This window comes from Salipiger sp. H15 (genome assembly GCF_040409955.1).
Taxonomy (GTDB): Bacteria; Pseudomonadota; Alphaproteobacteria; order Rhodobacterales; family Rhodobacteraceae; genus Salipiger.
The window spans coordinates 600,824-625,438 of sequence record NZ_CP123384.1 but is presented as its reverse complement, the minus strand read 5'-3'; the positions used below and the strand labels follow the sequence as shown (position 1 = coordinate 625,438).

Below are 24,615 nucleotides of genomic sequence, written 5' to 3'. Positions count from 1 at the left end.
CTGAAACCATGAAAATCTACCGACTGCTGACCGAGGACGACACCTCGGCCTTCTGCCACAAGGTGTCCGAGGCCCTGAGCAAGGGCTGGGAGCTCTACGGCAGCCCGACCTACGCCTTCGACGCCGCCAATGGCGTGATGCGCTGCGGCCAGGCCGTGACCAAGGACATCGACACGCCCTACACGCCGGACATGAAACTGGGAGCACAGTGATGGCCAAGACCAACCCCGGTCGCTTCTTCGAGGATTACCGCATCGGTCAGGTCATCGACCACGCCGTGCCGCGCACCGTCTCGGGTGGGGAAAGGGCGCTCTACCACGCGCTCTACCCGGCCCGTCATGCGCTCTATTCCTCGGACGAGTTCGCCCGGAGCGTTGGTCTGCCCTCGGCGCCGCTGGACGATCTGGCGGCGTTCCACCTCGTCTTCGGCAAGACCGTGCCCGATGTCTCGCTGAACGCGGTCGCGAACCTCGGCTATGCCGAGGGGCGCTGGCTGCAGCCGGTCTATCCGGGCGATACCCTTCGCGCCTCCTCCGAGGTGATCGGGCTCAAGCAGAACTCGAACGGCACCTCGGGCGTGGTCTACGTGCGCACGCGCGGCAGCAACCAGCGCGGCGAGACCGTGCTGGAGTACTGCCGCTGGGTGATGGTGCGGAAGAAGGACGCTGAGGCGCCCGCGCCCGAGACCGTGCTGCCCGAACTGAAGGCGGCGCTGGCGCCGGCGGATCTGGTGATCCCCGCGGGGCTCGACTTCACGAATTACGATTTCACCCTCGCCGGGGAGCCGCATCGCTGGGGCGATTACGCGGTCGGCGAGCAGATCGACCACGTCGACGGCGTGACGATCGAGGAGGCCGAGCACATGCTCGCCACCCGGCTCTGGCAGAACACCGCCAAGGTGCATTTCGACGCCACCCACCGTGACGACGGCAAGCGGCTGATCTACGGCGGGCACGTGATTTCCATGGCGCGGGCGCTCAGCTTCAACGGGCTGGCGAATGCGCAGATGATCGTCGGGCTGAACGCCGGGGCCCATGCAAACCCTTGTTTTGCCGGGGATACCGTCAAGGTCTGGTCCGAGGTTCTCGACCGGGCCGAGACCGCCGCGCCGGGCGTCGGCGCGCTGCGGCTGCGGCTCGTGGCGACCAAGGGCGGGGCGCCCTTCGCGCTGAAGGGGGCGGACGGGAAATACCTGCCGCACGTGCTGCTCGACCTCGATTACTGGGCGCTGATCCCGCGCTGAGCTGCCGCCGCGTCGCGGGCGAGCAGGGCGATTGAGTCGCGTCGCTGCAGTGCGGAATTCCGAGTTAAACGCTTGGGAATAAGGCGACTCTGCGGAACTACCCGTTAGCGCCAGAAATGTGATCACGCTTTTTCAAGTGTGATCACGTATTCCGATCATTTTTTGGAATTGGGTGGAAAAAACACGCTCAGGCGCGGTGCAGCCGCGTGACAGGGCGGGGCAAGAGGCGCTAGAACGCGGCCACAAGGGAACCGTAAAGGACAAGCCATGGCCGATGTGAACCGGGGCAGTCGCCCGCTTTCACCCTTCATGATCGGGACGTACTACCGCCCCCAGATGACGTCGATCTCGTCCATCATGGTCAGGATCACCGGAATTGCGACCTTTGGCTTTGCCTTCCTGGTGGTCTGCTGGCTGCTCGCGGCGGCAAGCTCGCCCGAGGCCTTCGCGGTGGTCGACGGCATCCTGACCAGCTTCTTCGGCGATCTGCTGATGCTGCTGGCGACCTGGGCGATCTGGTATCACATGCTGGGCCGGCTGCGGCACCTGATCTGGGATCTCGGCTACTGCGTCGAGGTCGAGATCTCGCAGAAGCTTGGCTGGGGCATGTTCATCGGTGCCACCGTCCTGACCCTCTTCACGATCATCGTGGTGTAAGGAGACATCGCATGCGATTTGTGACCGACCGCAAACTGGCGCAGGGTCTGGGCGCGGCCCGCACGGGCACCCACCACCACTGGAACGCCATGATCACCTCGGCCGCGCTGGTCGTGCTGGTGCCGCTCTTCGTCTTCACCTTCGGCGCCGCCCTCGGCCGCGGCTACGAAGAGGTGCTGGCCTACTTCGCGCAGCCCTGCACGGCGATCATCACCGCGCTGACCGCCGTGGTGGTGATCCTGCACTGCAAGGGTGAAATCGACGAAGCCGTCATCGACTACGTTCCCGGCACGCTCGGCAAGCTGGTGCTCGTCGCCGTTCAGGCGCTGTCCTGGGCGATGATCGCAGGCGCGCTCTTCGCGCTGGTCAAACTGGCACTCTGAATTCGCGGCTCGAGGAAACAACAACATGACTGCAGCATATCAATACGAGACGCACGACTATGACGTCGTGGTCGTGGGGGCCGGCGGCGCCGGCCTGCGCGCCACCCTCGGCATGGCAGAGCAGGGCCTGCGTACCGCCTGCGTGACCAAGGTCTTCCCCACCCGCTCGCACACCGTCGCGGCGCAGGGCGGCATCGCCGCCTCGCTGGCCAACATGGGCCCGGACAACTGGCAGTGGCACATGTACGACACGGTGAAGGGCTCCGACTGGCTCGGCGACACCGACGCCATGGAATACCTCGCCCGTTCCGCGCCCGCCGCGGTCTACGAGCTCGAGCATTACGGCGTGCCCTTCTCGCGTACCGAGGAAGGAAAGATCTACCAGCGCCCCTTCGGCGGCCACACCACCGAGTTCGGTGAAGGCCCCGCCGTGCAGCGCACCTGCGCCGCGGCGGACCGGACCGGCCACGCGATCCTGCACACGCTCTACGGCCAGTCGCTGAAGAACAACGCGGAATTCTACATCGAGTATTTCGCCATCGACCTGCTGATGGAGGACGGCGTCTGCAAGGGCGTGCTGTGCTGGAAGCTCGACGACGGCACCTTCCACGTGTTCAACGCCAAGATGACCGTGCTGGCCACCGGCGGCTACGGCCGGGCCTATTTCTCGGCCACCTCGGCGCACACCTGCACCGGCGACGGCGGCGGCATGGTGGCCCGTGCGGGCCTGCCGCTGCAGGACATGGAATTCGTGCAGTTCCACCCGACCGGCATCTACGGCTCGGGCTGCCTGATCACCGAGGGTGCCCGCGGTGAAGGCGGCTACCTGACCAACAAGGACGGCGAGCGGTTCATGGAGCGCTATGCGCCCCAGTACAAGGACCTCGCGCCCCGCGACTACGTCTCGCGCTGCATGACCATGGAAATCCGCGAAGGCCGCGGCGTGGGCGAGCATGGCGACCACATCCACCTGAACCTCTCGCACCTGCCGAAGGAAGCGCTCGCCGAGCGCCTGCCGGGCATCTCCGAGAGCGCGAAGATCTTCGCCGGCGTGGACGTGACCAAGGAGCCGATCCCGGTTCTGCCGACCGTGCACTACAACATGGGCGGCATTCCGACCAACTACTGGGGCGAGGTGCTCGACCCGACCGCCGAGAACCCGAACGCCGTCGTGCCGGGCCTCATGGCGGTGGGCGAGGCGGGCTGCGCCTCGGTGCACGGGGCGACCCGCCTCGGCTCGAACTCGCTGATCGACCTCGTGGTCTTCGGCCGCGCCGCCGCGATCCGCGCCGGCGAGGTGGTGGACCGTGCGGGTGCCGTGCCGACCGCGCCGAAGTCGCAGATCGACAAGGCCTTCGACCGTTTCGACGGCGTGCGCAACGCTTCGGGCGCGATCCCGACCGCCGAGCTGCGCCTCGAGATGCAGCGCACCATGCAGGCCGATGCCGCGGTGTTCCGTGCCTCCGAGACGCTGAAGGAAGGCAAGGAAAAGATGACCGAGATCGCCGGCAAGATGGGCGACATCAAGGTCACCGACCGCTCGCTGATCTGGAACTCGGACCTGATGGAAAGCCTCGAGCTGACCAACCTCATGCCGAACGCGATCGCGACCATCGTCGGCGCCGAGGCGCGCCACGAGAGCCGCGGCGCGCATGCGCACGAGGACTTCGCGAACCGCGATGACGAGAACTGGCGCGTGCACACGATCAGCCGCGTCGAGGGCAACAAGGTGGAGCTGAGCTACCGCCCGGTCGTCGTCGACCCGCTGACCACGGAAGCCGAAGGCGGCATCTCGCTGAAGAAGATCGCGCCGAAGGCGCGGACCTTCTGATGCGGGTTGCCCTCGGCCTCGTACTCGCGCTGGCGGCCTGTTCGCCACAGACGCAGGACCAGATTGCGCGGCAGGCCGCGAAATCCACGGTCGCCCGCGTCGTGGCCGACAGGTACCCGGGCGTGCCTGTGGAACCGGCGCTGGACTGCGTGATCGACCATGCGTCGTCCACGCAGATCTACGCGCTGGCCGCCGACAGCGTGACCGGCCCGACCGCCAGCACCGTCGAGGTTGTCGCCGATATCGTCTCGAAACCCGAGACCCTGACCTGCCTGGCAGCCGAGGGGCTGCCGGCCCTCATCCGATAGGAGAGCGACATGGTTCAATTCACACTTCCCAAGAACTCCAAGATCCGCACCGGCAAGACCTGGCCGAAGCCCGAGGGCGCGACCAACGTGCGGGCGTTCAAGATCTACCGCTGGAACCCCGATGACGGCGAGAACCCGCGGGTCGACACCTACTTCCTCGACATGGACAAGTGCGGTCCGATGGTCCTGGACGCGCTGATCAAGATCAAGAACGAGATCGATCCGACGCTGACCTTCCGCCGCTCGTGCCGCGAGGGCATCTGCGGTTCCTGCGCGATGAACATCGACGGGATCAACACGCTGGCCTGCATCTACGGCCTCGACGAGGTGAAGGGCGACGTGAAAATCTACCCGCTGCCGCACATGCCGGTGGTCAAGGACCTGATCCCCGACCTGACGCATTTCTACGCGCAGCACGCGTCGATCATGCCCTGGCTCGAGACCAAGACGAACCGTCCGCAGAAGGAATGGCGTCAGTCGATCGAGGACCGCAAGAAGCTCGACGGTCTTTACGAGTGCGTCATGTGCGCCTCGTGCTCGACCGCCTGCCCGAGCTACTGGTGGAACTCCGACCGCTATCTCGGCCCGGCCGCGCTGCTGCACGCCTACCGCTGGATCATCGACAGCCGTGACGAAGCCACGGGCGAGCGCCTCGACAACCTCGAGGATCCGTTCAAGCTCTACCGCTGCCACACGATCATGAACTGCGCCAAGACCTGCCCCAAGGGTCTGAACCCGGCAAAGGCGATCGCCGAGATCAAGCACATGATGCTCGAGCGGCACGTCTGATCCCGGTCGCTTGCGATCACGAAGCGCCGTCCCCCCGGGGGCGGCGCTTTCGCTTTTCCCGGCCCGCGGTCGACGGTTGCGCTCAGCGCAGAGCGCGGTTGCAGGATCGGCGGGTGTGCCGCAGCGCAGAAGCCCCTATATGCACAGCCGGACGGGAGGAGATCGAAAGATCAAGGAATGATGCAATGACCAGCACCGCTGCAAAGACCGAGACCGCCGCCCGTGAAGCCCTCGAAGTGCTCGAGCAGGCCTTCGCCTACTACCAGCCCGAGCCCGTGCTCGTGCATGCCGCGCACAAGGATGTGACCGCGGATCTCGGCACCCTGGACTATTACCGCGCCGCCTGAGGCTGGCTCCCGGAGGTCCGGCACGCTACGGTTCCCCCATGCGCATGACCTCCTCCGACACGTTGACTGATCGAGACCCCTTGTGATTTTCGCGGGGGTCTTTGTCATTGCGGTGGTGCTGCTGCTGGTCTTCAACTACCGGCACGGCGAGACGCGCAGGTGCCGCTGGCGCGAGCGCCGCGGCGCGGGCGAGAGCCAATGGACCTGCGTGCAATGCGGCGCCGTCACCCAGGGGCCGCGGGGCGAGACCCCCGATGTCTGCCTGAGGCAGAAGACCTAGCGCGCCGCCGCGCCACCCCAGCGATGCCTGCACAAGCGGCAACTCGCCTTTAAGTGTACCGGCCTGACCTTCATCTTCTTTTAACGATTTCTTGCCCATGCTAGCCTCGAGCATGGTCTTGATAAGTTCCGGCCCGGTTGGCGGTCGGTGTGGGTGTCCTCTCAACGCACGAACCGGCTGACTTGGGTGATCCATGGTAAATATCGCGACGTTGCGCGGGGCTGCGCAGGCTTCCGCGCGCAGTTCATCTTCCGTCTCCTTCACCACGTTGCAGGCCGGGCGGGCGATCGCCGCGATCGCCGTGGTCTTCTTCCATGCGCATGTCTTCTTCCTGCCGGAACGGCTGCACCCGGGGCAATCGGTCAGCCCGGTCTTCGACATGGGCTATTCCGGGGTGGAATTCTTCTTCGTCCTGAGCGGCTTCATCATGTTCCTGGTGCATCGGCGCGACATCGGCCAGCGCGGCGCCGGGCTGCGCTTCCTCGTCAAGCGCGTGCTGCGCATCCTGCCGTTCTACTGGTGCGTGCTGCTCGGCCTCATCGCGCTGACGCTGCTGGGTCTCGGCAGCGCCCGGCTCGACCTGGCCCGCGCGCTGCACGCGGCCTTCCTGCTGCCGATGGCGGACGGCAGCCCGCTGCTGATCGAACCGGCCTGGACGCTGACCCACGAGTTCCTGTTCTACGGCTTCTTCGCGCTCATCCTGTTCCTGCCGCGTGCCGGGGCCGCGGTCTTCGTCGCCTGGCAGCTGGCGACGGCGGCCCTGTCGGTGGGAGGCGACGCCGCCTATCCGTTGAGCACGCTCTTCGGCACCCACAACCTGCTCTTCCCGATGGGGATGCTCGCGGCCTGGGCCTATCCGAAGTTCGAGCTGCGCGGGGCCCGGATCGCCGCCATCCTGGGCGTGCTCGGCTTCCTGGTGGTCGGGCTCGGCGATGTCTTCGACGTGCTGAGCTTCTCGCGCGAGGCGCGGACCGTGCTCTTTGGCGCCTTCGCCATGCTGGGCGTCGCGGGCGTTGCCCGGCTCGAGAGCGGCGGGGCGCTCGGCGCGGGCCGGGCCATGGTGTTCCTCGGCGATGCCTCCTACGCGATCTACCTCGTGCACGGGCTGGCGCTGGCGCTGCTCACCAAGGTCATGCTGGCGCTGGGGCTCGGGCAGGTGCTGCCGCCAGCGCTGACGCTGCTGATCCTCGTCGTCGGGGCGATGGCGACAGGGGTGCTGGCGCATCTCGTCGTCGAACGCCCGCTGCTGCGCTGGCTGCGCACGCGGGTGATGCGGCCGCGGCGCAGCGGGGGGCTCGTACCCGGCGAGTGAGCGGAAGGGCTTGATCCTGCGCGCGGGGCGGGGCCTTCTTGCGCAAAAGGAGATCCGCCATGACCCAGGCCCCCGCCGATGCAGAGGCGCGCCGCGCGATTCCGCCGGTGATCTGCTACCCGAACGAGACGCTGCCGGTGCCGGACATGGCGCTCTACCGTGCCGCGCTGGCGCAGGCGGAGCTGGTCGAGACCGTCGTCGCCGCCCCGCGCGAGGCCTGCGCCTTCCGCGTGCCGGCGGGGGGCTTCTTCCGCATCCGCAGCGTCGAGGCGCCGCAGGTGGGCGATCTCAACCTCTGGAACGCCGCGGACCTGTCGGAGCGCTTCTACTCGGGCAAGACCCGCGCCCTGCACGGCACGCACCTGACCACCGGCGAGCGCATGTGGTCGAGCTTTCCGCACCTGCGCCCGATGGCGACCATCGTCGAGGACAGCCTCGACTGGTACGGCATCGACGCCTTTGGCGGCTCTGTGCATGACGTGATCGGCACGCGCTGCGATCCGCACACGCATTACCTGCTCAGCGGCGGCGGCCAGTACCACCATTGCTGCCATTCCAACCTGACCCGCGCGCTGGCCGGGGCGACCGGCCTGCCGGTGGCGGAGGCGGCGCGCGAGGTGCATGACGTGCTCAACGTCTTCATGTGCACCGGCTTCACCCGCGACACCGGCCAGTATTTCATGAAGGCAAGCCCGGTGCGTCCGGGCGATCACCTGACCTTCTTCGCCGAGATCGACCTGCTGGGCGCGCTCAGCGCCTGCCCGGGCGGCGACTGCAGCAGCGAGCACAGTTCCGACACGGCGCGCTGCGCCCCGCTCGAGGTCGACATCCTGTCGGTGCCGCAGGCGGCGCTGCAAGGCTGGAGCTCGCCGCAGCGCAACGGCTACGACGGCACGCACGGGCTCTAGGAGCCGGCTCTGCCAAGGAGCGGGGAGGGGGGAAATGTCGGGCAGGGCTTCTGCCCTGCCCGTATCTCAGGAGAACGCGGCTTCGAGCGCGATCTCGACCATCTCGGCGAAGGAGCTCTGCCGGTCTTCGGCAGGCAGCGCCTCATGCGTGATGAGATGGTCGGAAACGGTGAGCACCGCCAGCGCCCGCACTCCATGGCGTGCGGCGAGGTTGTAGAGCTCGGCGGCTTCCATCTCGACGCCGAGGATCCCGTGACGGACCATGATCTCGTTGAGATCGGGGCGCTCGTCGTAGAACACGTCGGCCGAGTAGATGCCGCCCACATGGGTCTTCGCACCGATGCGTTCTGCGGCATCTGATGCGGCGCGCAACAGGCCGAAGTCGGCACAGGGCGCAAAGTTCAGCTCGCGGAAGATGCCGCGAGACGGTGTCGACAGGGTGCTCGCGGTCATCGCGAGGATGACATCGCGCACCGACACGCTTTCCTGCATCGCGCCGCAGGAGCCGATGCGGATCAGGGTCTTCGCCCCGTAGTCCCGGATCAGTTCGTTGGCGTAGATGGACAGGCTAGGCATCCCCATGCCGGAGCCATGCACAGTGACCCGGTGACCTTTCCAGGTCCCGGTGAATCCGTACATGCCACGCACCCGGTTGACGCAGACCGCGTCTTCCAGAAACGTTTCCGCAACCCATTCCGCGCGCAGCGGATCTCCGGGCATCAGAACCGTTTCGGCGATGTCGCCGGGCTTTGCTCCGATATGGACCGTCATCAGAGTGCGAGATCTTCGAGCGACTTCCCTTCGTCGAGGGCTTCGATCACCCAGTTGGGTTTGCGGCCACGGCCGGTCCAGGTTTGTGCCGGATCGGCCGGATTTGCGTATTTGGGCGCACCCTTGGAGCCCTTGGTGCCCCCGGCTGCGATGATGTCTTCGAGAGAGTAGCCGAATTCCTTGGCGACTTGCTCGGCGGCACGCTTTGCTTCTGCCTTGCGGCGGGCGTCTATTGTCACCAGAGCTTTCTCAACGTCGGACTTCAGCTGCTTCAGCTCGTCCTTGGACAGGGTATCAAGATCAATATTCACGATCGTCTCCGTTTTCTGTGCCTTAAAAATTCGGCATCCGGAGTCATTCTTCAAGATATGGCTTTGTGTCAAATGGACTTTTTGCGAGCAATGTCTGCCGGCTGCTCACGTGAGCGGTGAACAGCCGATTCTTTTTGCAGCCCGAGTTCGGTGCGCGCCGCGTTATTGAGCGGCGACACATTCCGGATCTACAAGGTTAATGATGTCTTTCATAATGCCGTTCAGCTCGAAATTCTTCGGCGTGTAGATCCGGGCCACGCCAAGCGCCTTGAGCCGGGCGGCATCCTCTTCGGGGATGATGCCTCCGACGACCACCGGGATATGCGTCAGCCCCTCGGCGCGCAACCTCTGCATTATATCCTCGATGAGCGGGATGTGACTTCCGGAGAGAATGGAAAGCCCCAGCACATGCGCGCCCTTGCCCGCCTGGGCGACGATCTGTTCCGGCGTCAGGCGAATTCCCTCGTAGTCTATGTCCATTCCGCAATCTCGGGCGCGGAAGGCAATCTGCTCGGCGCCGTTGGAATGCCCGTCGAGCCCCGGCTTGCCGACGAGAAAGCGCAGGCGGCGCCCGAGCCGGTCGCTGACCGCATCGACGGCGGCGCGGATGTCGTCGAGCCCCTCGGTGCGGTTCGAGACGGCCTTGGCAACGCCCGTGGGGCCGCGGTATTCGCCGTGAACCGCGCGCATTTCCCCGGCCCATTCGCCGGTGGTGACCCCGGCGCGCGCGCAGGTGATCGAGGCGGGCATGACATTTTCGCCGGCTTCGGCGGCGCGGCGAAGGTCTGCGAGTGCCTGCGCGACGGCATTTGCGTCGCGGCCGGCGCGCCATTCCCTCAGGGTCGCGATCTGGTTTTCCTCGACCGCCGGATCCACGACCATGATGCCGCCGTCCGCGCCGACAAGCGGCGAGACTTCCCCCTCGACCCAGCGGTTGACGCCGACGACGGTGGTCTCGTTGCGCTCAATTCGGCCGAGCCGGTCGGCATTGGCATCGACGAGCCGTGATTTCATGTAGTCGATCGCGCCAATCGCGCCGCCCATGGAGTCGATATTGGCAAGCTCGGCGCGGGCGCCCTCTTTCAGCGCCTCGACCTTGCGGTCGACCGCGGGATTGCCGTCGAAGAGGTCGTCGAATTCCAGCAGGTCGGTCTCGTAGGCGAGAATCTGCTGCATCCGCATCGACCATTGCTGATCCCAGGGGCGGGGCAGGCCAAGCGCCTCGTTCCAGGCGGGCAATTGCACCGCGCGGGCGCGGGCTTTCTTCGAGAGCGTGACTGCCAGCATCTCGATCAGGATTCGGTAGACATTGTTTTCCGGCTGCTGCTCGGTCAGGCCGAGGCTGTTGACCTGCACCCCATAGCGGAACCGGCGGTATTTCGACTCCGCCACGCCGTAGCGCTCCTGCAGGATTTCGTCCCAGAGATCGACAAAGGCGCGCATCTTGCACATCTCGGTCACAAATCGGATGCCGGCATTGACGAAAAAGCTGATGCGTCCGGTGAGTGCCGGGAAATCTTCGGGCGCCACCCGCGGCTTCAATTCGTCGAGCACCGCGCAGGCGGTGGCGAGGGCAAAGGCCAGTTCCTGCTCGGGCGTCGCGCCCGCTTCCTGCAAATGGTAGGAGCAGACATTCATCGGGTTCCACTTGGGAACATGGGTGTAGCAATATTCGGCCACGTCGCCGATCATCTTCAATGACGGTTTCGGCGGGCAGATATAGGTGCCGCGGCTGAGGTATTCCTTGATCAGGTCGTTCTGCACCGTGCCCTGCAGCTGCGCGATGTCGGCCCCCTGCTCCTCGGCCACCGCGATATAGAGCGCCAGCAGCCAGGGCGCGGTCGCGTTGATCGTCATCGAGGTGTTCATCTGCTCGAGCGGGATCTGCGCGAAGAGCGCGCGCATGTCGCCGAGATGGCAGACCGGCACGCCCACCTTGCCGACCTCGCCGCGCGCCAGCACGTGATCGCTGTCGTAGCCGGTCTGCGTGGGCAGGTCGAAGGCCACCGACAGGCCGGTCTGCCCCTTGGCGAGGTTCGCCCGGTAGAGCGCGTTCGAGGCGCTGGCGGTCGAGTGTCCGGCATAGGTGCGGATCAGCCAGGGACGGTCGGGCTGGCGCGGGCTGGTGCTGTCTTTCATGTCATCCTCCCTCGGACGGCGCGAATCTTGCGAGCAATCATCTTGCGGTTCGCAGTGGATAAGAGAAATAAAATGTCTCGTCAATTCGCCGCGGCGCGGCGGACGCCCGCAGCCGCAGCGCAGCGCGACGCGGATCGTCCAGAGCCCAGCATACATGCGTTTGGCATCGGAGGCGCTGAAAGTTTCTGCATCCGCGAGGTTATAAAGTTTCTCATGGTAATCCATTTGAGTTGCAATATTGCGCAGCCGATTGTATCCCGATGGGGAGGAGCCCCGCGATTCTGCACTGCGGCGCGGGCCATGCAGGAGTGAGGAAGGAGGCCATGATGGCGCTGGACAGCAAGACCGAGATCGCGCCCTACGACGCGCCGATGAAGGACCTCTACGAGATCGGCGAGATGCCGCCCCTCGGCCACGTGCCGAAGCAGATGTACGCCTGGGCGATCCGCCGCGAGCGTCACGGCGAGCCGGACAAGTCCTTCCAGAAGGAGGTTGTCGACACCTGGGAGATCGACAGCTCGGAAGTGCTGGTCCTGGTGATGGCGGCCGGGGTCAACTACAACGGCGTCTGGGCCGGGCTCGGCGTGCCGATCAGCCCCTTCGACGGCCATGGCGCGCCCTATCACATCGCGGGCTCGGACGCCTCGGGCATCGTCTGGAAGGTGGGCGACAAGGTCACCCGCTGGAAGGTCGGTGACGAGGTGGTCATCCACTGCAACCAGGATGACGGCGACGACGAGGAGTGCAACGGCGGCGATCCGATGTTCTCGCCCTCGCAGCGGATCTGGGGCTACGAGACGCCGGACGGCAGCTTCGCCCAGTTCACCCGCGTGCAGGCGCAGCAGCTGATGCCGCGGCCGAAGCACCTCACCTGGGAGGAAAGCGCCTGCTACACGCTGACGCTGGCCACCGCCTACCGGATGCTCTTCGGCCACGAGCCGCACGAGCTGAAGCCGGGGCAGAACGTGCTGGTCTGGGGCGCCTCGGGCGGGCTCGGCTCCTACGCGATCCAGCTGATCAACACCGCGGGCGCCAATGCCATCGGGGTGATCTCGGACGAGAGCAAGCGCGAGTTCGTCATGTCGATGGGCGCCAAGGGCGTCATCAACCGCAACGAGTTCAAGTGCTGGGGCCAGCTGCCCAAGGTCAACACGCCCGAGTACAACGACTGGCTCAAGGAGGCGCGCAAGTTCGGCAAGGCGATCTGGGACATCACCGGCAAGGGCGTCAGCGTCGACATGGTCTTCGAGCACCCGGGCGAGGCGACCTTCCCGGTCTCGGCGCTGGTCTGCAAAAAGGGCGGCATGGTGGTGATCTGCGCCGGCACCTCCGGCTTCAACTGCACCTTCGACGTGCGCTACATGTGGATGCACCAGAAGCGCCTGCAGGGCTCGCACTTCGCCCATCTCAAGCAGGCCTCGGCGGCGAACAAGCTGATGATCGAGCGGCGGCTCGATCCCTGCATGTCCGAGGTGTTCAGCTGGGACGAGATCCCCGCGGCGCATGTGAAGATGCTGCGCAACCAGCACAAGCCCGGCAACATGGCGGTGCTGGTGCAGGCCCCGCGCACCGGGCTGCGCACCTTCGAGGACGCGCTGACGGGCTGAAGCCGGAAAAGCGGGAGGGGGCGCTGCCCCCTCTTGGCCTTCGGCCAATTCACCCCCGGCGTATTTTCAAAGAGAAGAAGGGCCGGGCGCGCGCGCTGCCCTTCGCGTGACGCTTCCCGGGCGGGCCGTGCTATGCTGGGCCGGTCGCGGGAGGAGCCTCACATGTTCGAACTGGTCGAGTTTCCCTCGGAAGGGGCTATCCTGCGCGGGCGGCACTATGCCCATGCGGACGGGGCGGGGGTCACCCTCGTCATGGCGCATGGCACCTCGGCGACGGTGCCCATGGCGATGGATGCCTATGCCGAGGCCTTCTTTGCCGCGGGCTACGATGTGCTGGCCTATGACCACCGCGGCTTCGGCGCGAGCGGCGGCGAGCCGCGGCAGGAGATCAACCCGTGGACCCAGGGCCGCGGCTACCGCGACGCCGTCGCCTACCTGCGGCGCGGCGGCGGGGCCGGGCGCATCGCGCTCTGGGGTGACAGCTACTCCGCGATGGTGGTGCTGGTGGCGGGGGCGCTGATCGAGGAGATCGGCGCCATCGTCGCGCAGATCCCCGCCTGTGGCGCCAGCCTGCCGGGGGAGATGCCCGAGGGCGCGTTCGAGCTGCTGCGCGAGACCTTCGCGGGCGGCGATGTCTCGGGCGGGCCGGGCGAGACGACGGGCCCGCTGCCGGTGGTCTCCTTCGACCAGGCCGGAACGCCCTCGCTGCTGACCCCGATCCAGGCCTTCCGCTGGTTCATCGAATACGGCGGGCGCTTCGGCACGCTCTGGCAGAACCGGGTGACGCGGGTGATCCCGGCGACGCCGGTGCCCTTCACCCCCTGGATCACCGCGCCGCGGCTGGTCATGCCGGTGCTGGTGATGGTCGGGCGCGGCGACGAGATGCCGGGCTGCGACCCCGAGGTGCAGCGCGCGGTCTACGCCCGCATCCCGGGGCGCAAATCCTTCCACGAGATCGACGGCGGCCATTTCGGCCTGCTCTGGACCGACGGCCCGCTCTTCGAGGAGGCGGCGGCGGCGCAGGTGGGCTTCCTCAGGACCCACCTGCCGCCGAGCGTCCTGACCTAGGTCCCCGCTGCGCGGCTGCCGTAGAAGCTCTGGCCTTTCCGCGCCATCTCGGCCAGCGTCTCGGGGCAGGCGAAGCGGCGGCCGTGGCGCTCGGCCAGCTCGGCAGCGCGCGCGGCGGCATAGGGCGCGCCCAGCATGTCGAGCCACGAGAACGGCCCGCCCGACCAGGGCGCAAAGCCCCAGCCCAGCACCGCGCCCACGTCGCCCTCGCGGATGTCCGACAGCACGTGCCGTTCCAGCGCGCGCACCGCCTCGAGGCTCTGCACGAAGAGCAGGCGGTGCTGCAGCTCCATGAGGTCCGGCTGCTCGGCGGCGACAGGCCATTCCGCGGCCAGCCCCTCCCAGAGCCCGAGCCGCTTGCCGTCCTCGTAGGCGTAGAAGCCGGCGCCCGCCTTGCGCCCGAGCCGGCCGAGTTCGACCATCCGGCCCAGCACCTCGTCGACGTCGGCGTCGCGGTAGCTCTCGCCCATCGCCGCCTTGGTGGCCTGCGCGATCTTCACCCCGAGCTCGATCGAGGTCTCGTCGACCAGCTGCAGCGGCCCGAGCGGCATTCCGGCGAGCTTCGCGGCATTCTCGATCAGCGCCGGGGCGACGCCCTCGCGCAGCATGCGGATGCCCTCGTTGAGATAGGGGATGATGCAGCGGTTGGCGTAGAAGAAGCGCGCGTCGTTCACCACGATCGGGGTCTTGCGGATCATCCGCGCGAAGTCGAGCGCCTTGGCCACGGCGCGCGGCCCGGTGCGGGCGCCCTTGATCACCTCGACCAGCATCATCTTCTCGACCGGCGAGAAGAAATGCAGCCCGACGAAGTTCTCGGGCATCAGCGAGGCCTCGGAGAGCTTGTTGATCGGCAGGCTCGAGGTGTTGGTGGCGAAGATGCAGCTTTCGGGCACGTGGCGCAGCGCGGTGCGGGTGACCTCGGCCTTGACCTCCGGGTCCTCGAACACCGCCTCGATGATCATGTCGCAGCCGGCAAGCGCGTCGAAATCGGCGGTGGCGGTCAGCCGGTCCAGCACCGCCTGCCGCTGCTCGGGGCTGGTCTTGCCGCGTTTGACCCCGTCGTCGAGGTAGGCCTCGGCATGGGCGCGGCCCTTGTCGGCCGCCTCTTGCGTGCGGTCGAGCAGCACCACCCCGATCCCCGCCTGCGCCGCGACCAGCGCGATGCCCGCGCCCATCATCCCGGCGCCGAGCACGCCCAGCTTCCTGACGCTCTGCGGCGGCACCTCCGCCGGGCGGCGGGCGCCCTTCTCCAGCGCCTCCTTGCTGACGAAGAGCGTGCGGATCATCGCCGAGGAGGAGGGGTCGAGCATGACATGGGTGAACCAGCGCGCCTCGATCCTCAGCGCCGTGTCGAAGGGCACCTGCGCGCCCTCGTAGACCGCCGACAGCAGTGCCCTGGCCGCCGGGTAGACCCCCTTGGTCTTGCCGTTCACCATGGCCGAGGCGCCGACGAAGGTCATGAAGCCCGCCGGGTGGTAGGGGCCGCCGCCGGGCAGCCTGTAGCCCTTGCGGTCCCAGGGCTTCACCAGATCCTCGGGCGCGGCGCGCAGCACCCAGTCGCGGGCGGCGGCGAGCGGGTCCCCGGCGACCTCGTCGATCAGCCCGGCCTTCTGCGCCTTGTCGGGAGACAGCAGCGTGCCCTCGAGAAGGTAGGGCGCGGCGCCCATGGCCCCGAGCTTGCGCACCAGTCGCGTCGTGCCGCCCGCGCCGGGAAAGAGCCCGACCTTGATCTCGGGCAGGCCGATCTTGGCCTTCGGCTCGGGCGCGGCGAAGATGCGGTGGCAGGCCAGCGCCAGCTCGAAGCCGATGCCGAGCGCGGTGCCGGGCAGGGCGCAGGCGATGGGCTTGCCGCCCTTGTCCTGCGCGTCCATCCCGGCGCGCTCGATCCGGCGCAGCACCGCGTGCAGCCCCATGATCCCGTCGAAGATGCCCTGCGCCGGATCGTCCCCGGCGCTCTCGCGCAGCGCGGCGAGGGTGTTGAGGTCCATGCCCCCGGCAAAGCTGCCGGGCTTGGCGGAGGTGATCACGATGCCCTTTACCGCCGCATCCTGGAGCGCCGCGCCGACCAGCGCGTCGAGCTCGGCCAGCGCCTCGAGGCTCATGACGTTCATCGACTTGCCCGGCGTGTCCCAGCTGATCGTGCAGACGCCGTCCCCGGTGCTGGCAGAGAAATCGCTCATGTCTCCTCCCTCCCGTCGTGCCGCTCGATCTCCGACCCGTCGCGGCGGCGGTAGACCCGCGCCGCGCCATGGGTCTCGGTCACGAGGTCATGGTCGCTGTAATGGATGACATCGGCGCCGCTGCGCGTGCCGATCACCATGTAGCGCGCCGGCGCGTCCGAGCGGTTCTCGAGCCGGTGGCCGACCGCGTGACCGGCGGGCCAGCAGGCGCAGTCGCCGGGACCCATCGGCAGCTCCTCGTCCTCGACCAGAACGAGGGTGCCGCTCAGCACGTAGACCATCTCGTCCTCGCGTTCGTGCCAGTGCCGCCAGCCCGAGGCGGAGCCGGGCGGCAACTCCTCGATGAAGGCGCCGAACTGGCTGAGCCCGCCGGGGTCGGAAAGCAGCTGGCAGCCGTAGGGGCCGGGGCCGTCGCCGAGCACGCGGTGACGGCTCGAGCGGTGGGTGGTGACGGGTTGGGGATCGAGTTTCGGCATCATACCCTCTCGATGATGGTGGCCACGCCCATGCCCGAGGCGACGCAGAGCGTGACGAGGCCGGTGGACTTTCCGCTGCGTTCGAGCTCATCGAGCAGCGTGCCGAGCAGCATGGCCCCGGTCGCGCCGAGCGGGTGGCCCATGGCGATGGCGCCGCCGTTCACGTTGACCTTGCCCGGATCGACATCGAAGGCCTGCAGGAAGCGCAGCACCACCGCCGAAAAGGCCTCGTTCACCTCGAAGAGGTCGATGTCGCCGATCGCCATGCCGGCCTGCGCCAGCACCCGCTCGGTCACCGGCACCGGGCCGGTCAGCATGATCGTCGGCTCGCTGCCGATCCGCGCCATGGCGCGGATGCGGGCGCGGGGCGCCAGCCCCAATGCCTCGCCGAAGCCCTTCGAGCCAACGAGCACCCCCGCCGCCGCGTCGACGATGGCCGAGCTGTTGCCGGCGTGGTGAATGTGTTCGATCCGCTCGAGCTCGGGGTAGCGCATCAGCGCCACCGCGTCGAAACCGGGCATCTGCTCGCCGATCTCGCGGAACGAGGGTTTCAGCGCCGCCAGCGCCGCCATGTCCGTGCCGGGGCGCAGCGCCTCGTCGCGATCGAGGATCGTCAGCCCGTTGATGTCGGTGACCGGCAGGATGGAGGCGTCGAAGCGCCCTTCCTCCCAGGCTTGGGCGGCACGGCGCTGGCTTTCGACCGCGTAGGCGTCGGCGGCCTCGCGCGGGATACCGTATTTCGTGGCGATGAGGTCGGCGGCGATCCCCTGCGGCACGAAATGCCGGGCCATGGCGAGCGACGGGTCGGCCGCGATCGCCGCCCCGTCCGAGCCCATGGGCACGCGGCTCATCATCTCGACCCCGCCGGCGATGTAGCCCTGCCCGAGCCCGCCCGCGACCTGCGCGGCGGCCAGCATCACCGCCTCGAGCCCCGAGGCGCAGAAGCGGTTGATCGAGAGGCCGGGCACCGTCTCGTCGAGGCCCGAGGCCAGCACCGCCGAGCGCGCGAGGCAGCCGCCCTGTTCGCCGACCTGCGTGGCATTGCCCCAGATCACGTCTTCCAGCACCGGCCCGTCGAGCCCGTTGCGGCCCTGCAGCCCGTCGAGCACCAGCGCCGAGAGCCGCAGGGCGGTCACCTCGTGCAGCGCGCCATCGGGCCGCCCCCGCCCGCGCGGGGTGCGGATCGCGTCGTAGATAAAGGCCTCGGTCATGGCTCCTCCTTCCATGGCGGGCGGGATATGCGTCGTCGTGCGGGCCCCGGATCAGGCCCTGTCGGCGGGCGATCCGGGCATCAGGTCATAGGGGCGCTTCCAGCCCGGCAGCGCCTCGATATTGCCGAGCCAGCGGTCGATGTTCGCCCAGCCCTCGCGCTCGAAGCCGAAGGGCTCGGGGTAGAAGAGATAGCCGCAGCAGCAGAAATCCGCATGGGTCGCGCCGTCGCCGACGATCCAGTCGCGCCCGTCGAGATGGCGGTTCAGCACCTCGTAGGCCGCCTTGAGCCGGCCCTGGGTGAAGGTGATCACCTCGGCCGGGCGCTTCTCGGGCGGCAGGAAGTTCATCAGGAAGCGGGTCATGCCCGCCTGGCTGCTGAGCTTGTGGTTGTCCCAGAACTGCCAGCGCAGCACCTCGCGCGCCTCCTCGGGGGTGGTGCCGCCGAACTTGCCGGTCTTCTCGGTGATGTAGTGCTGGATGACCCCGGACTGGGTGAGGGTGACCTCGCCGTCGACCAGCACCGGCACCTCGCCCATCTCGTTGACCTCCGAGCGGTATTCGGGCGTGCGCGTGGCACCGTTGAAGAAGTCCACCTTCACCGGCTCCCAGTCGAGTCCCGAGAACTCCAGCGGCAGCGCCGCCTTGTAGGCATTTCCAGATTCGCCGAAGCAGTAGAGCTTGATGGTCATGCGAGAGGTCTTTCCCTGTGTTGCGTGGCAGAGGTCGCCGCGGGGGCTTCGCGCCCCCGCACCCCCGCGGGATATTTGGAACATGTGGAAGCAGGGCGCGGCGCCGCTAACCCGGCCTTAACCAGGCCTGAGGCAGGCTGGGCGCGCGGTACAGGCTGGGAAGCCGATGACCGCACATGTGGAAGCCCCGCCGCCGCGCCTGCCCGCCGAAACCGGGCCGGGCGCGGCGGCGGGGTGGACCGAGGGCAGTCGCGATGCAGGGAAAGGCCGTGACGGACGGCGGCGCCAGGACCGGCGACCGCATGACCTGCAGCAACCTGACAAGCGACACGATGTGCGCGTCCGCTGCTTCCGCATGTCGCAAATATCCCACGGGGGTCCGGGGGTGTGAAACCCCCGGTCCTTCCCGCGCCGCGGGCGGCGCGGCGGAGATGCCGCGCGCCGCTCACCGCTTGCGCGCCTCGAGTTCGGCGTTGAACAGGCGCAGCCGGTGGCCCAGCAGCTCCGTGTCCGTCACGCTGTCGAAATTCTCGAAGAGGAAGGAGAGCGCCTCGCCCTCGTCGAGACCCGCCGCCGCCGAGAAGCGGCGCAGCCCGCGATAGCCGTCCTCGGTCATCGCCAGCGACAGGCGGCGGGTGAGGCGGAAGCGCTTGGGCATGGGCGGATCCTTTCCGGGCGGTGCTGGCTCAGGGTTTCATTCCGCGGCCCCGGCGTCCAGCGGCAAAACGGCGACGGCCCCCGCCTCGATCCGCGCCAGATGCAGCGCCGTGGCGGGCAGCTGCCGGGACATGTAGTGGCGCCCGGCGTCGAGCTTGGCGCGGCGCGCGGGTCCGGGCAGGGCATCGGCGGCGCGCGCCATGCGCGCCCACATGTAGCCGAGGCAGACATGGCCGAAGAGCTGCAGGAAGTCGCTCGCGCCCGAGAGCGCCGCCTCGGGGTCGCTTGCGCCATACGACTGGAGGCGGAAGGCCGCGGCCTGCAGGTGCCCGAGTGCGCCGCGCAGCGGGGCGAGGAAGTCGCGCGCGATCTCCTCCGGCGCTGGCGCGGCGGCGAACCCGCCGATCTCGCCCAGCAGCGCGAGGAGCGCCGCGCCGCCGTCCGCGCCGAGCTTGCGCGCCACGAGATCGAGCGCCTGCACGCCGTTGGTGCCCTCGTAGATCGCCGTCACCCGCGCGTCGCGCAGGATCTGCGACAGGCCCATCTCCTCGATGTAGCCCGCCCCGCCCAGCACCTGCTGCGCGGCAAGGCAGCTCTCGATGCCCTTGTCGGTGAGGAAGCCCTTGATCACCGGCGTGACCAGCGACAGGCGCGCGGCGGCCCCGGCATCGCCGGCGCGGGCCAGATCGACCAGCTGCGCGCCCCAGAGCGTCAACGCCCGCGCGCCCTCGGTGAAGCCCTGCTGGTCGAGCAGCATGCGCCGCACGTCCGGGTGGACGAGGATGGGATCGGCCTCGGCCCCGGGCTGCGCGGCGCCGGTGACGGCGCGGCCCTGCCGGCGCTCGCGGGCATGGGTCAGCGCCCCCTGCAGCGCGCGCTCGGCCTGGGCGTAGCCCTGCAGCCCGACGCTGATCCGCTCCTCGTTCATCATGGTGAACATGGCGGCGAGCCCCTGGTTCGGCCCGCCCAGCAGCTCGGCCTCGGCGCCGTCGTAGACCATCTCGCAGGTGGCGTTGCCGTGCAGCCCCATCTTGCGCTCGATCCTCGTGGCGGTGACGGCATTGCGCGCGCCGGGGCTGCCGTCGGCGGCGGGCAGAAACTTCGGCGCAAGGAAGAGCGACAGGCCCTTCACCCCCTCGGGCGCGTCCGGCAGCCGCGCCAGCACGAGGTGCACGATGTTCTCCGCAAGGTCGTGGTCACCGGCGGAGATGAAGATCTTCGTGCCGTGGAGCTTGTAGCGCCCGTCGCTGCCGGGCACAGGCTCGGCGCGGGTGCGGATGAGCCCGAGGTCCGTGCCGCATTGCGGCTCGGTCAGGTTCATCGTGCCGGTCCAGCGGCAGTTGGCGAGCTTCGGCAGGTAGAGCGCCTGCTGCGCGGCGCTGCCATGGGCGGCGATGGCGCTGTAGGCGCCGTGGGTCAGCCCGGCATGGATGTGGAAGGCCATGTTGGCGCCCGAGAGGATCTCTCCCACCGCGCTGTGCAGCATGTGCGGCAGGCCCTGCCCGCCGTGCTCGGGCGCGCAGTCGAGCCCGTACCAGCCGCCGGCGCAGACCTCGGCGAAGGCCTCGGGGAAACCGGCGGGGGTGCGCACCACGCCGTTCTCGAGGCGGCAGCCCTCGAGGTCGCCGCGGCGGTTGAGGGGGGCGAGCCGCGTTTCGGCGAGCCGCGCCACCTCGGTGAGGATCGCGGCGCAGGTGTCGCGGTCCGTGGAATCGGAAACGCCCCGGTCGATCCGCAGCACGTCGCAGAGGACGAACAGCAGATCCGCGACCGGGGCGGTATAATGCGGCATTGCGCCGTGTGTTGCGCCTGGCATTGGGCCTCCTCTCCCGTCCGCCAAGGCCTGCCGTGGTCCGCTACCGGATCAGCCGGCCTTGCGCTCCAGCTCGCCGAGCATCTGTTGGCCCCAATCAAGCTGCTCTTTCAGTTCCTCGATCGCCATGGTCAGATCATCACGCTGGCGGATCATGTCGGCAAGACGTTCCTGGCCGATCTCGTAGCTGCGCGCGATCTGCGTGCGCTGCTGGTCGCCCTTGTCATAGAGCTCGAGGAGCTGGCGGATCTCTTCAAGGCTGAAGCCGAAGCGCTTGCCGCGCAGGATCAGTTTCAGCCGGGCCCGGTCGCGCCGGGTGAAGAGGCGCTTCTGCCCTTCACGGATGGGGAAGAGCAGTTCCTTCTGCTCGTAAAAACGCAGAGTCCGCGGCGTCACCTCGAAGAGGTCGCACATTTCGCGGATCGTCATCAACTGGTCGTCACTCATGTCAGGTCTTCTACCTCACTTCGCGTCAAGATGACGGGTGACCTGCGCCTTTGGAGCGAATCCTACAACTGCCCCCTATCCTTTTGAGACTGGGACGCAACGTCATTTCCTGAATTACGTAACATCCGGAAGCGTCAGGCGATGGGCCGGAGAATTTTCTTTCTCTGGTTGCATGGCCATGCTGCCATTCCAGGGCCGGAATGTATGCCGCCGGGTACCAACCAAAGCGTTTCAAGCCGTTTGAAGCCCGTGATTCGGCTCATTCGCCAAGCTGTTTCTGGGTCAGGTCCCGAAGCGCTTTGAGTTCCTCGATGGCCGATTCGAGTTGCGCGCGCTGCTCGGCGAGCTGCAGGAGCTGCCTGTCGGCCATCTCGACCCAGGTGCGCATCTGCGCCTCGGTGCCGTCGCTCTCGTACATCTGCAGCCATTGCCGGATCTCCTCGAGCTGGAAGCCGAACTTCCGGCCGCGCAGGATCAGCGTCATCCGCGCCACCTCGCGCGGGCCGTACCAGCGCGATCGGCCCTCGCGCTCGGGGCTGAGCAGCTCGATGTACTCGTAATAACGCAAGGTGCGCGGGGTGACGTCGAACCTTCCGCACATTTCCTTGAAGCTGAGACGTGTCTCGCCCATGGGCCCTCCTGACCCTTGGGAAGGTAATGCGGCACTGCGGCGAGGGCAATGGCGAGCGCGCTTGATGTGCGCGGTCTCCCGCCGCATAAAGGCGCAAGACAGAAAGGATATCGGCATGTCCACGGACCCGGGACCGGGGCTCGACCCGGCGCTTTCGGATGACCTGATCCTGCGCCTGCCGCAGGCGCGCGCCCTCGGCCTCGAGATCGTCAGCTTCGGAGACGGCCGGGCCGAGATCCGCATGCCCTTCTCCGGGCAGCTGGTGGGCGATCCCGAGACCGGGGTGATCCACGGCGGCGCGGTCTCTACCCTGATGGACACCTGCGGCGGCGCCTCGGTCATGGCGCATCCGTTGGTCGAGGGGCACACCGCCACGATCAGCCTGCGCATCGACTACCTGCGCGCCGCGACGCCGGGGCAGGGGATCACCGCCCGGGCCGAGTGTCACCACGTCACGCGCTCGGTCGCCTTCGTGCGCGCCGTCGCGCTCGACGAGGACGAGAGCCGCCCCGTCGCCATGGCCACCGGCACCTTCACCGTGCCGCAGCTGCGCGCCGGCGCGGCGGAGGCAGAGGCATGAGCCCGCGCAAGCCCGAACCCGTGCAGGTGGTGAAGCAGCGCCGCGACCTCGCGCTCCGCGCGCTCGCCGGCGGGGTGCCCTACGTGAATTTCCTCGGCATCACCTTCGACCGCCGCGGCGACGAGCTGACCGGCGTGCTCAACTACGACGAGAAGCTGATCGGCAACCCGGACCTGCCGGCGCTGCACGGCGGGGTGACCGCGGCCTTCCTCGAGGTGACCTCGATCATCACGCTGAGCTGGTTCAGCCTCTGGGACGAAGTGGAATCCGGCCGCCTCGACCTCGAGGCGCTGGAGCAGGGGCGCCTGCCGCGCCTGCCCAAGACCATCGACTTCACCATCGACTACCTGCGCCCCGGCCTGCCGCGCGACGCCTATGCGCGTGCCCGCGTCACCCGCTCGGGGCGGCGCTACGCCTCGGTCCATGCCGAGGCCTGGCAGGACAACCGCGACCGCCCGATCGTGCAGGCGGTGGGGCATTTCCTCATGCCCTGGGACGACGGCTGAGCCCGACGTCGCGCCGCCGCCTTTCCCTTCCCGCTCCCTGCCGCCGAGACGATGTCCTCCCAGCCTCTCCCCCTCACCCATGCCCGCGTGCTGAAGATTGCCCTGCCGGTGCTCCTGTCGAACGCGACCGTGCCGATCCTCGGTGCGGTCGACACCGCGGTGGTGGGGCAGATCCCGATGCCCGAGCCGATCGCCGCCGTGGGCATCGGCGCGGTGGTGATCTCGGCGGTCTACTGGATCTTCGGCTTCCTGCGCATGGGCACGACCGGGCTGACGGCCCAGGCCCTCGGCGAGAAGGACGCCTGCGAGGTCTCGGCACTGCTGGCGCGGGCGCTGCTCGTCGGCCTTGCCGGGGGCGTGCTGCTGATCGCGGCGCAGGCGCTGATCTTCCGCATCGCCTTTGCCGCCTCGCCGGCCTCGGAAGAGGTCGAGCACATGGCGCAGAGCTACATGCAGATCCGCATCTGGTCGGCGCCCGCGGCGGTGGCGATCTACGGGCTCACCGGCTGGCTGATCGCGCAGGAGCGCACCCGCGCGGTGCTGGTGCTGCAGCTCGGCATGAACCTCGTCAACGTGGTGCTCGACGTGGCGCTGGTGCTCTGGGCACACATGGGGGTCGAGGGGGTGGCGCTCGCCACCTTCGTCGCCGAATGGTCGGGGCTGGCGCTCGGCATCTGGCTCTGCCGCGACGGGCTGCTCGGCGCCGGCTGGCGCAACCGCGCGCGGGTCTTCGATCCGGCGCGGCTGCGGCGCATGGCGGCGCTGAACGGCGACATCCTGATCCGCTCGCTGTTCCTGCAGGGGATCATCGTCTCGTTCATGCTGCTCGGAGGGCGCTTCGGCGACGTGACCCTGGCGGCGAACCAGGTGCTGATGCAGTTCATGATGATCACCGCCCATGCCATGGACGGCTTCGCCTTCGCCGCCGAGGCGCTGGTCGGCCAGGCCGTGGGCGCGCGCAACCTGGCGCAGCTGCGCCGCGGCTCGCGGCTCGCGGCGCTCTGGTGCGCGGTGATCGCGGCGGCGATGTCGCTGCTGTTCTGGATCGCCGGGCCGGCGCTGGTGCGGATGATCGCCACCGATCCCGAGGTGCGCGCCGCCGCCATCCATTTCCTGCCCTGGATCGCCGTCGCGCCGCTGCTTCAGGTGCTGACCTTCATGCTCGACGGCATCTTCATCGGCGCGACCCGCTCCTCGGACATGCGCAACATGATGGCGCTGTCGGGGGTGATCTACGCCGTGACGCTGCTGCTGGCGCTGCCGCTGCTCGGCAACCACGGGCTCTGGCTGGCCTTCCAGGTCTCGTTCCTCGCGCGCGGGCTGACGCTTGCGCTGCGCTACCCGGCGCTCGAGCGCGCCGTGGCGGCCGGCACCTAGCCCGGGCCTCCGAACGACACTCGGGCCAAAGGAAAAGCCGGGGTCGGCGCGCGCCCCCGGCTTCTTCTCTTTCCAAATACGCCGGCCCGGCGG

General features: G+C 68.1%; 27 protein-coding genes. 16 read left to right on the top strand and 11 right to left on the bottom strand.

Annotation, left to right across the window (positions count from 1 at the left end; all coding sequences use genetic code 11):
* Positions 1 to 8 precede the first annotated feature (8 nt).
* The 11 genes from PVT71_RS03030 (at position 9) to PVT71_RS02980 (ending at position 8,058) form a co-directional block, all read left to right on the top strand.
* Complete coding sequence (locus PVT71_RS03030) at positions 9 to 212, top strand: DUF1737 domain-containing protein (protein ID WP_092425002.1); 204 nt, start codon at positions 9 to 11, stop codon at positions 210 to 212.
* Complete coding sequence (locus PVT71_RS03025; RefSeq protein WP_353473018.1) at positions 212 to 1,243, top strand: MaoC family dehydratase; 1,032 nt, start codon at positions 212 to 214, stop codon at positions 1,241 to 1,243. The genes PVT71_RS03030 and PVT71_RS03025 overlap by 1 nt, the downstream gene beginning before the upstream one ends.
* Positions 1,244 to 1,510: 267 nt before the next feature.
* Entirely contained in the window at positions 1,511 to 1,900 is a 390-nt protein-coding gene (sdhC, locus tag PVT71_RS03020; protein ID WP_353473017.1) for a succinate dehydrogenase, cytochrome b556 subunit, read from the top strand.
* An 11-nt stretch (positions 1,901 to 1,911) separates the two neighbouring features.
* Positions 1,912 to 2,283 carry a succinate dehydrogenase, hydrophobic membrane anchor protein gene (sdhD, locus tag PVT71_RS03015; RefSeq protein WP_353473016.1) on the top strand — a complete coding sequence of 124 codons (372 nt, stop codon included), beginning with the start codon at positions 1,912 to 1,914 and terminating at the stop codon, positions 2,281 to 2,283.
* Positions 2,284 to 2,308: 25 nt separating this feature from the next.
* On the top strand, positions 2,309 to 4,114 hold the full coding sequence (sdhA, locus tag PVT71_RS03010; RefSeq protein WP_353473015.1) for a succinate dehydrogenase flavoprotein subunit: 1,806 nt from the start codon (positions 2,309 to 2,311) through the stop codon (positions 4,112 to 4,114).
* A complete protein-coding gene (locus PVT71_RS03005; protein WP_353473014.1) occupies positions 4,114 to 4,422 on the top strand; it encodes a hypothetical protein in 309 nt (102 codons plus the stop codon). The genes sdhA and PVT71_RS03005 overlap by 1 nt, the downstream gene beginning before the upstream one ends.
* A 9-nt stretch (positions 4,423 to 4,431) precedes the next feature.
* The gene (locus PVT71_RS03000; protein ID WP_353473013.1) at positions 4,432 to 5,211 is read left to right on the top strand and encodes a succinate dehydrogenase iron-sulfur subunit; all 780 of its coding nucleotides are present in this window, start codon (positions 4,432 to 4,434) and stop codon (positions 5,209 to 5,211) included.
* Positions 5,212 to 5,396: 185 nt separating this feature from the next.
* Positions 5,397 to 5,558 carry a hypothetical protein gene (locus PVT71_RS02995; protein WP_353473012.1) on the top strand — a complete coding sequence of 54 codons (162 nt, stop codon included), beginning with the start codon at positions 5,397 to 5,399 and terminating at the stop codon, positions 5,556 to 5,558.
* Between the two features lie 82 nt (positions 5,559 to 5,640).
* Positions 5,641 to 5,838, top strand: a complete 198-nt coding sequence (locus PVT71_RS02990; RefSeq protein ID WP_353473011.1) for a hypothetical protein — start codon at positions 5,641 to 5,643, stop codon at positions 5,836 to 5,838.
* Between the two features lie 193 nt (positions 5,839 to 6,031).
* Complete coding sequence (locus tag PVT71_RS02985) at positions 6,032 to 7,150, top strand: acyltransferase (RefSeq protein ID WP_353473010.1); 1,119 nt, start codon at positions 6,032 to 6,034, stop codon at positions 7,148 to 7,150.
* 59 nt (positions 7,151 to 7,209) lie between these two features.
* On the top strand, positions 7,210 to 8,058 hold the full coding sequence (locus PVT71_RS02980) for a DUF1989 domain-containing protein (RefSeq protein WP_353473009.1): 849 nt from the start codon (positions 7,210 to 7,212) through the stop codon (positions 8,056 to 8,058).
* 66 nt (positions 8,059 to 8,124) lie between these two features.
* On the opposite strand, the gene deoD is transcribed toward PVT71_RS02980, so the two are convergent.
* From deoD to PVT71_RS02965, 3 genes are all read right to left on the bottom strand, one after another.
* Positions 8,125 to 8,829 carry a purine-nucleoside phosphorylase gene (deoD, locus tag PVT71_RS02975; protein WP_353473008.1) on the bottom strand — a complete coding sequence of 235 codons (705 nt, stop codon included), beginning with the start codon at positions 8,827 to 8,829 and terminating at the stop codon, positions 8,125 to 8,127.
* Positions 8,829 to 9,140 (bottom strand): H-NS histone family protein, encoded by a 312-nt coding sequence (locus tag PVT71_RS02970; RefSeq protein ID WP_353473007.1) that lies wholly within the window; start codon positions 9,138 to 9,140, stop codon positions 8,829 to 8,831. The genes deoD and PVT71_RS02970 overlap by 1 nt, the downstream gene beginning before the upstream one ends.
* Before the next feature lie 162 nt (positions 9,141 to 9,302).
* Entirely contained in the window at positions 9,303 to 11,279 is a 1,977-nt protein-coding gene (locus tag PVT71_RS02965; RefSeq protein ID WP_353473006.1) for a protein meaA, read from the bottom strand.
* Between the two features lie 326 nt (positions 11,280 to 11,605).
* Between PVT71_RS02965 and ccrA the strand changes: the two genes are divergently transcribed.
* Together ccrA and PVT71_RS02955 are read left to right on the top strand one after the other, a co-directional pair.
* The gene (gene ccrA, locus PVT71_RS02960; protein WP_353473005.1) at positions 11,606 to 12,886 is read left to right on the top strand and encodes a crotonyl-CoA carboxylase/reductase; all 1,281 of its coding nucleotides are present in this window, start codon (positions 11,606 to 11,608) and stop codon (positions 12,884 to 12,886) included.
* 162 nt (positions 12,887 to 13,048) lie between these two features.
* Positions 13,049 to 13,954, top strand: a complete 906-nt coding sequence (locus tag PVT71_RS02955; RefSeq protein ID WP_353473004.1) for an alpha/beta fold hydrolase — start codon at positions 13,049 to 13,051, stop codon at positions 13,952 to 13,954.
* On the opposite strand, the gene PVT71_RS02950 is transcribed toward PVT71_RS02955, so the two are convergent.
* The 8 genes from PVT71_RS02950 to PVT71_RS02915 all read right to left on the bottom strand — a co-directional run bounded on the left by PVT71_RS02950 (position 13,951) and on the right by PVT71_RS02915 (position 22,059).
* Positions 13,951 to 16,134: a 3-hydroxyacyl-CoA dehydrogenase NAD-binding domain-containing protein gene (locus tag PVT71_RS02950; RefSeq protein WP_353473003.1), complete on the bottom strand. Its 2,184-nt coding sequence runs from the start codon at positions 16,132 to 16,134 to the stop codon at positions 13,951 to 13,953. The two genes, PVT71_RS02955 and PVT71_RS02950, sit on opposite strands and share 4 nt — an antisense overlap.
* On the bottom strand, positions 16,131 to 16,610 hold the full coding sequence (locus PVT71_RS02945; protein WP_353473002.1) for a cupin domain-containing protein: 480 nt from the start codon (positions 16,608 to 16,610) through the stop codon (positions 16,131 to 16,133). Before PVT71_RS02945 ends, PVT71_RS02950 begins: the two co-directional genes overlap by 4 nt.
* Positions 16,610 to 17,821: an acetyl-CoA C-acetyltransferase gene (locus PVT71_RS02940; RefSeq protein ID WP_353473001.1), complete on the bottom strand. Its 1,212-nt coding sequence runs from the start codon at positions 17,819 to 17,821 to the stop codon at positions 16,610 to 16,612. Before PVT71_RS02940 ends, PVT71_RS02945 begins: the two co-directional genes overlap by 1 nt.
* 51 nt (positions 17,822 to 17,872) lie before the next feature.
* Positions 17,873 to 18,511, bottom strand: a complete 639-nt coding sequence (locus tag PVT71_RS02935; RefSeq protein ID WP_353473000.1) for a glutathione S-transferase — start codon at positions 18,509 to 18,511, stop codon at positions 17,873 to 17,875.
* A gap of 445 nt (positions 18,512 to 18,956) precedes the next feature.
* Positions 18,957 to 19,169, bottom strand: a complete 213-nt coding sequence (locus PVT71_RS02930) for a hypothetical protein (RefSeq protein WP_353472999.1) — start codon at positions 19,167 to 19,169, stop codon at positions 18,957 to 18,959.
* Between the two features lie 36 nt (positions 19,170 to 19,205).
* Positions 19,206 to 20,960 (bottom strand): acyl-CoA dehydrogenase, encoded by a 1,755-nt coding sequence (locus PVT71_RS02925; RefSeq protein WP_353473829.1) that lies wholly within the window; start codon positions 20,958 to 20,960, stop codon positions 19,206 to 19,208.
* 72 nt (positions 20,961 to 21,032) lie between these two features.
* Positions 21,033 to 21,428 (bottom strand): MerR family DNA-binding transcriptional regulator, encoded by a 396-nt coding sequence (locus PVT71_RS02920; RefSeq protein WP_353472998.1) that lies wholly within the window; start codon positions 21,426 to 21,428, stop codon positions 21,033 to 21,035.
* Positions 21,429 to 21,687: 259 nt separating this feature from the next.
* Positions 21,688 to 22,059: a MerR family DNA-binding transcriptional regulator gene (locus tag PVT71_RS02915; protein ID WP_353472997.1), complete on the bottom strand. Its 372-nt coding sequence runs from the start codon at positions 22,057 to 22,059 to the stop codon at positions 21,688 to 21,690.
* A 115-nt stretch (positions 22,060 to 22,174) separates the two neighbouring features.
* On the opposite strand from PVT71_RS02915, the gene PVT71_RS02910 reads away from it, so the two are divergent.
* From PVT71_RS02910 to PVT71_RS02900, 3 genes are read left to right on the top strand one after another with little or no spacing between them, the layout of a single operon-like run.
* Positions 22,175 to 22,639, top strand: coding sequence for a PaaI family thioesterase (locus tag PVT71_RS02910; protein WP_353472996.1), 465 nt, complete (start codon positions 22,175 to 22,177; stop codon positions 22,637 to 22,639).
* Positions 22,636 to 23,145, top strand: coding sequence for a PaaI family thioesterase (locus PVT71_RS02905; protein WP_353472995.1), 510 nt, complete (start codon positions 22,636 to 22,638; stop codon positions 23,143 to 23,145). The genes PVT71_RS02910 and PVT71_RS02905 overlap by 4 nt, the downstream gene beginning before the upstream one ends.
* 51 nt (positions 23,146 to 23,196) lie before the next feature.
* On the top strand, positions 23,197 to 24,522 hold the full coding sequence (locus tag PVT71_RS02900) for an MATE family efflux transporter (RefSeq protein WP_353472994.1): 1,326 nt from the start codon (positions 23,197 to 23,199) through the stop codon (positions 24,520 to 24,522).
* Positions 24,523 to 24,615 lie beyond the last annotated feature (93 nt).

Excerpts from the sequence above, each read along its gene's own strand:
- PVT71_RS03030 (WP_092425002.1), top strand. The coding sequence starts at position 9 with ATGAAAATCTACCGACTGCTGACCGAGGACGACACCTCGGCCTTCTGC.
- PVT71_RS03025 (WP_353473018.1), top strand. The coding sequence starts at position 212 with ATGGCCAAGACCAACCCCGGTCGCTTCTTCGAGGATTACCGCATCGGT.
- sdhC (WP_353473017.1), top strand. The coding sequence starts at position 1,511 with ATGGCCGATGTGAACCGGGGCAGTCGCCCGCTTTCACCCTTCATGATC.
- sdhD (WP_353473016.1), top strand. The coding sequence starts at position 1,912 with ATGCGATTTGTGACCGACCGCAAACTGGCGCAGGGTCTGGGCGCGGCC.
- sdhA (WP_353473015.1), top strand. The coding sequence starts at position 2,309 with ATGACTGCAGCATATCAATACGAGACGCACGACTATGACGTCGTGGTC.
- PVT71_RS03005 (WP_353473014.1), top strand. The coding sequence starts at position 4,114 with ATGCGGGTTGCCCTCGGCCTCGTACTCGCGCTGGCGGCCTGTTCGCCA.
- PVT71_RS03000 (WP_353473013.1), top strand. The coding sequence starts at position 4,432 with ATGGTTCAATTCACACTTCCCAAGAACTCCAAGATCCGCACCGGCAAG.
- PVT71_RS02995 (WP_353473012.1), top strand. The coding sequence starts at position 5,397 with ATGACCAGCACCGCTGCAAAGACCGAGACCGCCGCCCGTGAAGCCCTC.
- PVT71_RS02985 (WP_353473010.1), top strand. The coding sequence starts at position 6,032 with ATGGTAAATATCGCGACGTTGCGCGGGGCTGCGCAGGCTTCCGCGCGC.
- PVT71_RS02980 (WP_353473009.1), top strand. The coding sequence starts at position 7,210 with ATGACCCAGGCCCCCGCCGATGCAGAGGCGCGCCGCGCGATTCCGCCG.
- deoD (WP_353473008.1), bottom strand. The coding sequence starts at position 8,829 with ATGACGGTCCATATCGGAGCAAAGCCCGGCGACATCGCCGAAACGGTT.
- PVT71_RS02965 (WP_353473006.1), bottom strand. The coding sequence starts at position 11,279 with ATGAAAGACAGCACCAGCCCGCGCCAGCCCGACCGTCCCTGGCTGATC.
- ccrA (WP_353473005.1), top strand. The coding sequence starts at position 11,606 with ATGGCGCTGGACAGCAAGACCGAGATCGCGCCCTACGACGCGCCGATG.
- PVT71_RS02955 (WP_353473004.1), top strand. The coding sequence starts at position 13,049 with ATGTTCGAACTGGTCGAGTTTCCCTCGGAAGGGGCTATCCTGCGCGGG.
- PVT71_RS02950 (WP_353473003.1), bottom strand. The coding sequence starts at position 16,134 with ATGAGCGATTTCTCTGCCAGCACCGGGGACGGCGTCTGCACGATCAGC.
- PVT71_RS02945 (WP_353473002.1), bottom strand. The coding sequence starts at position 16,610 with ATGCCGAAACTCGATCCCCAACCCGTCACCACCCACCGCTCGAGCCGT.
- PVT71_RS02940 (WP_353473001.1), bottom strand. The coding sequence starts at position 17,821 with ATGACCGAGGCCTTTATCTACGACGCGATCCGCACCCCGCGCGGGCGG.
- PVT71_RS02935 (WP_353473000.1), bottom strand. The coding sequence starts at position 18,511 with ATGACCATCAAGCTCTACTGCTTCGGCGAATCTGGAAATGCCTACAAG.
- PVT71_RS02930 (WP_353472999.1), bottom strand. The coding sequence starts at position 19,169 with ATGCCCAAGCGCTTCCGCCTCACCCGCCGCCTGTCGCTGGCGATGACC.
- PVT71_RS02925 (WP_353473829.1), bottom strand. The coding sequence starts at position 20,960 with ATGCCGCATTATACCGCCCCGGTCGCGGATCTGCTGTTCGTCCTCTGC.
- PVT71_RS02920 (WP_353472998.1), bottom strand. The coding sequence starts at position 21,428 with ATGAGTGACGACCAGTTGATGACGATCCGCGAAATGTGCGACCTCTTC.
- PVT71_RS02915 (WP_353472997.1), bottom strand. The coding sequence starts at position 22,059 with ATGGGCGAGACACGTCTCAGCTTCAAGGAAATGTGCGGAAGGTTCGAC.
- PVT71_RS02910 (WP_353472996.1), top strand. The coding sequence starts at position 22,175 with ATGTCCACGGACCCGGGACCGGGGCTCGACCCGGCGCTTTCGGATGAC.
- PVT71_RS02905 (WP_353472995.1), top strand. The coding sequence starts at position 22,636 with ATGAGCCCGCGCAAGCCCGAACCCGTGCAGGTGGTGAAGCAGCGCCGC.
- PVT71_RS02900 (WP_353472994.1), top strand. The coding sequence starts at position 23,197 with ATGTCCTCCCAGCCTCTCCCCCTCACCCATGCCCGCGTGCTGAAGATT.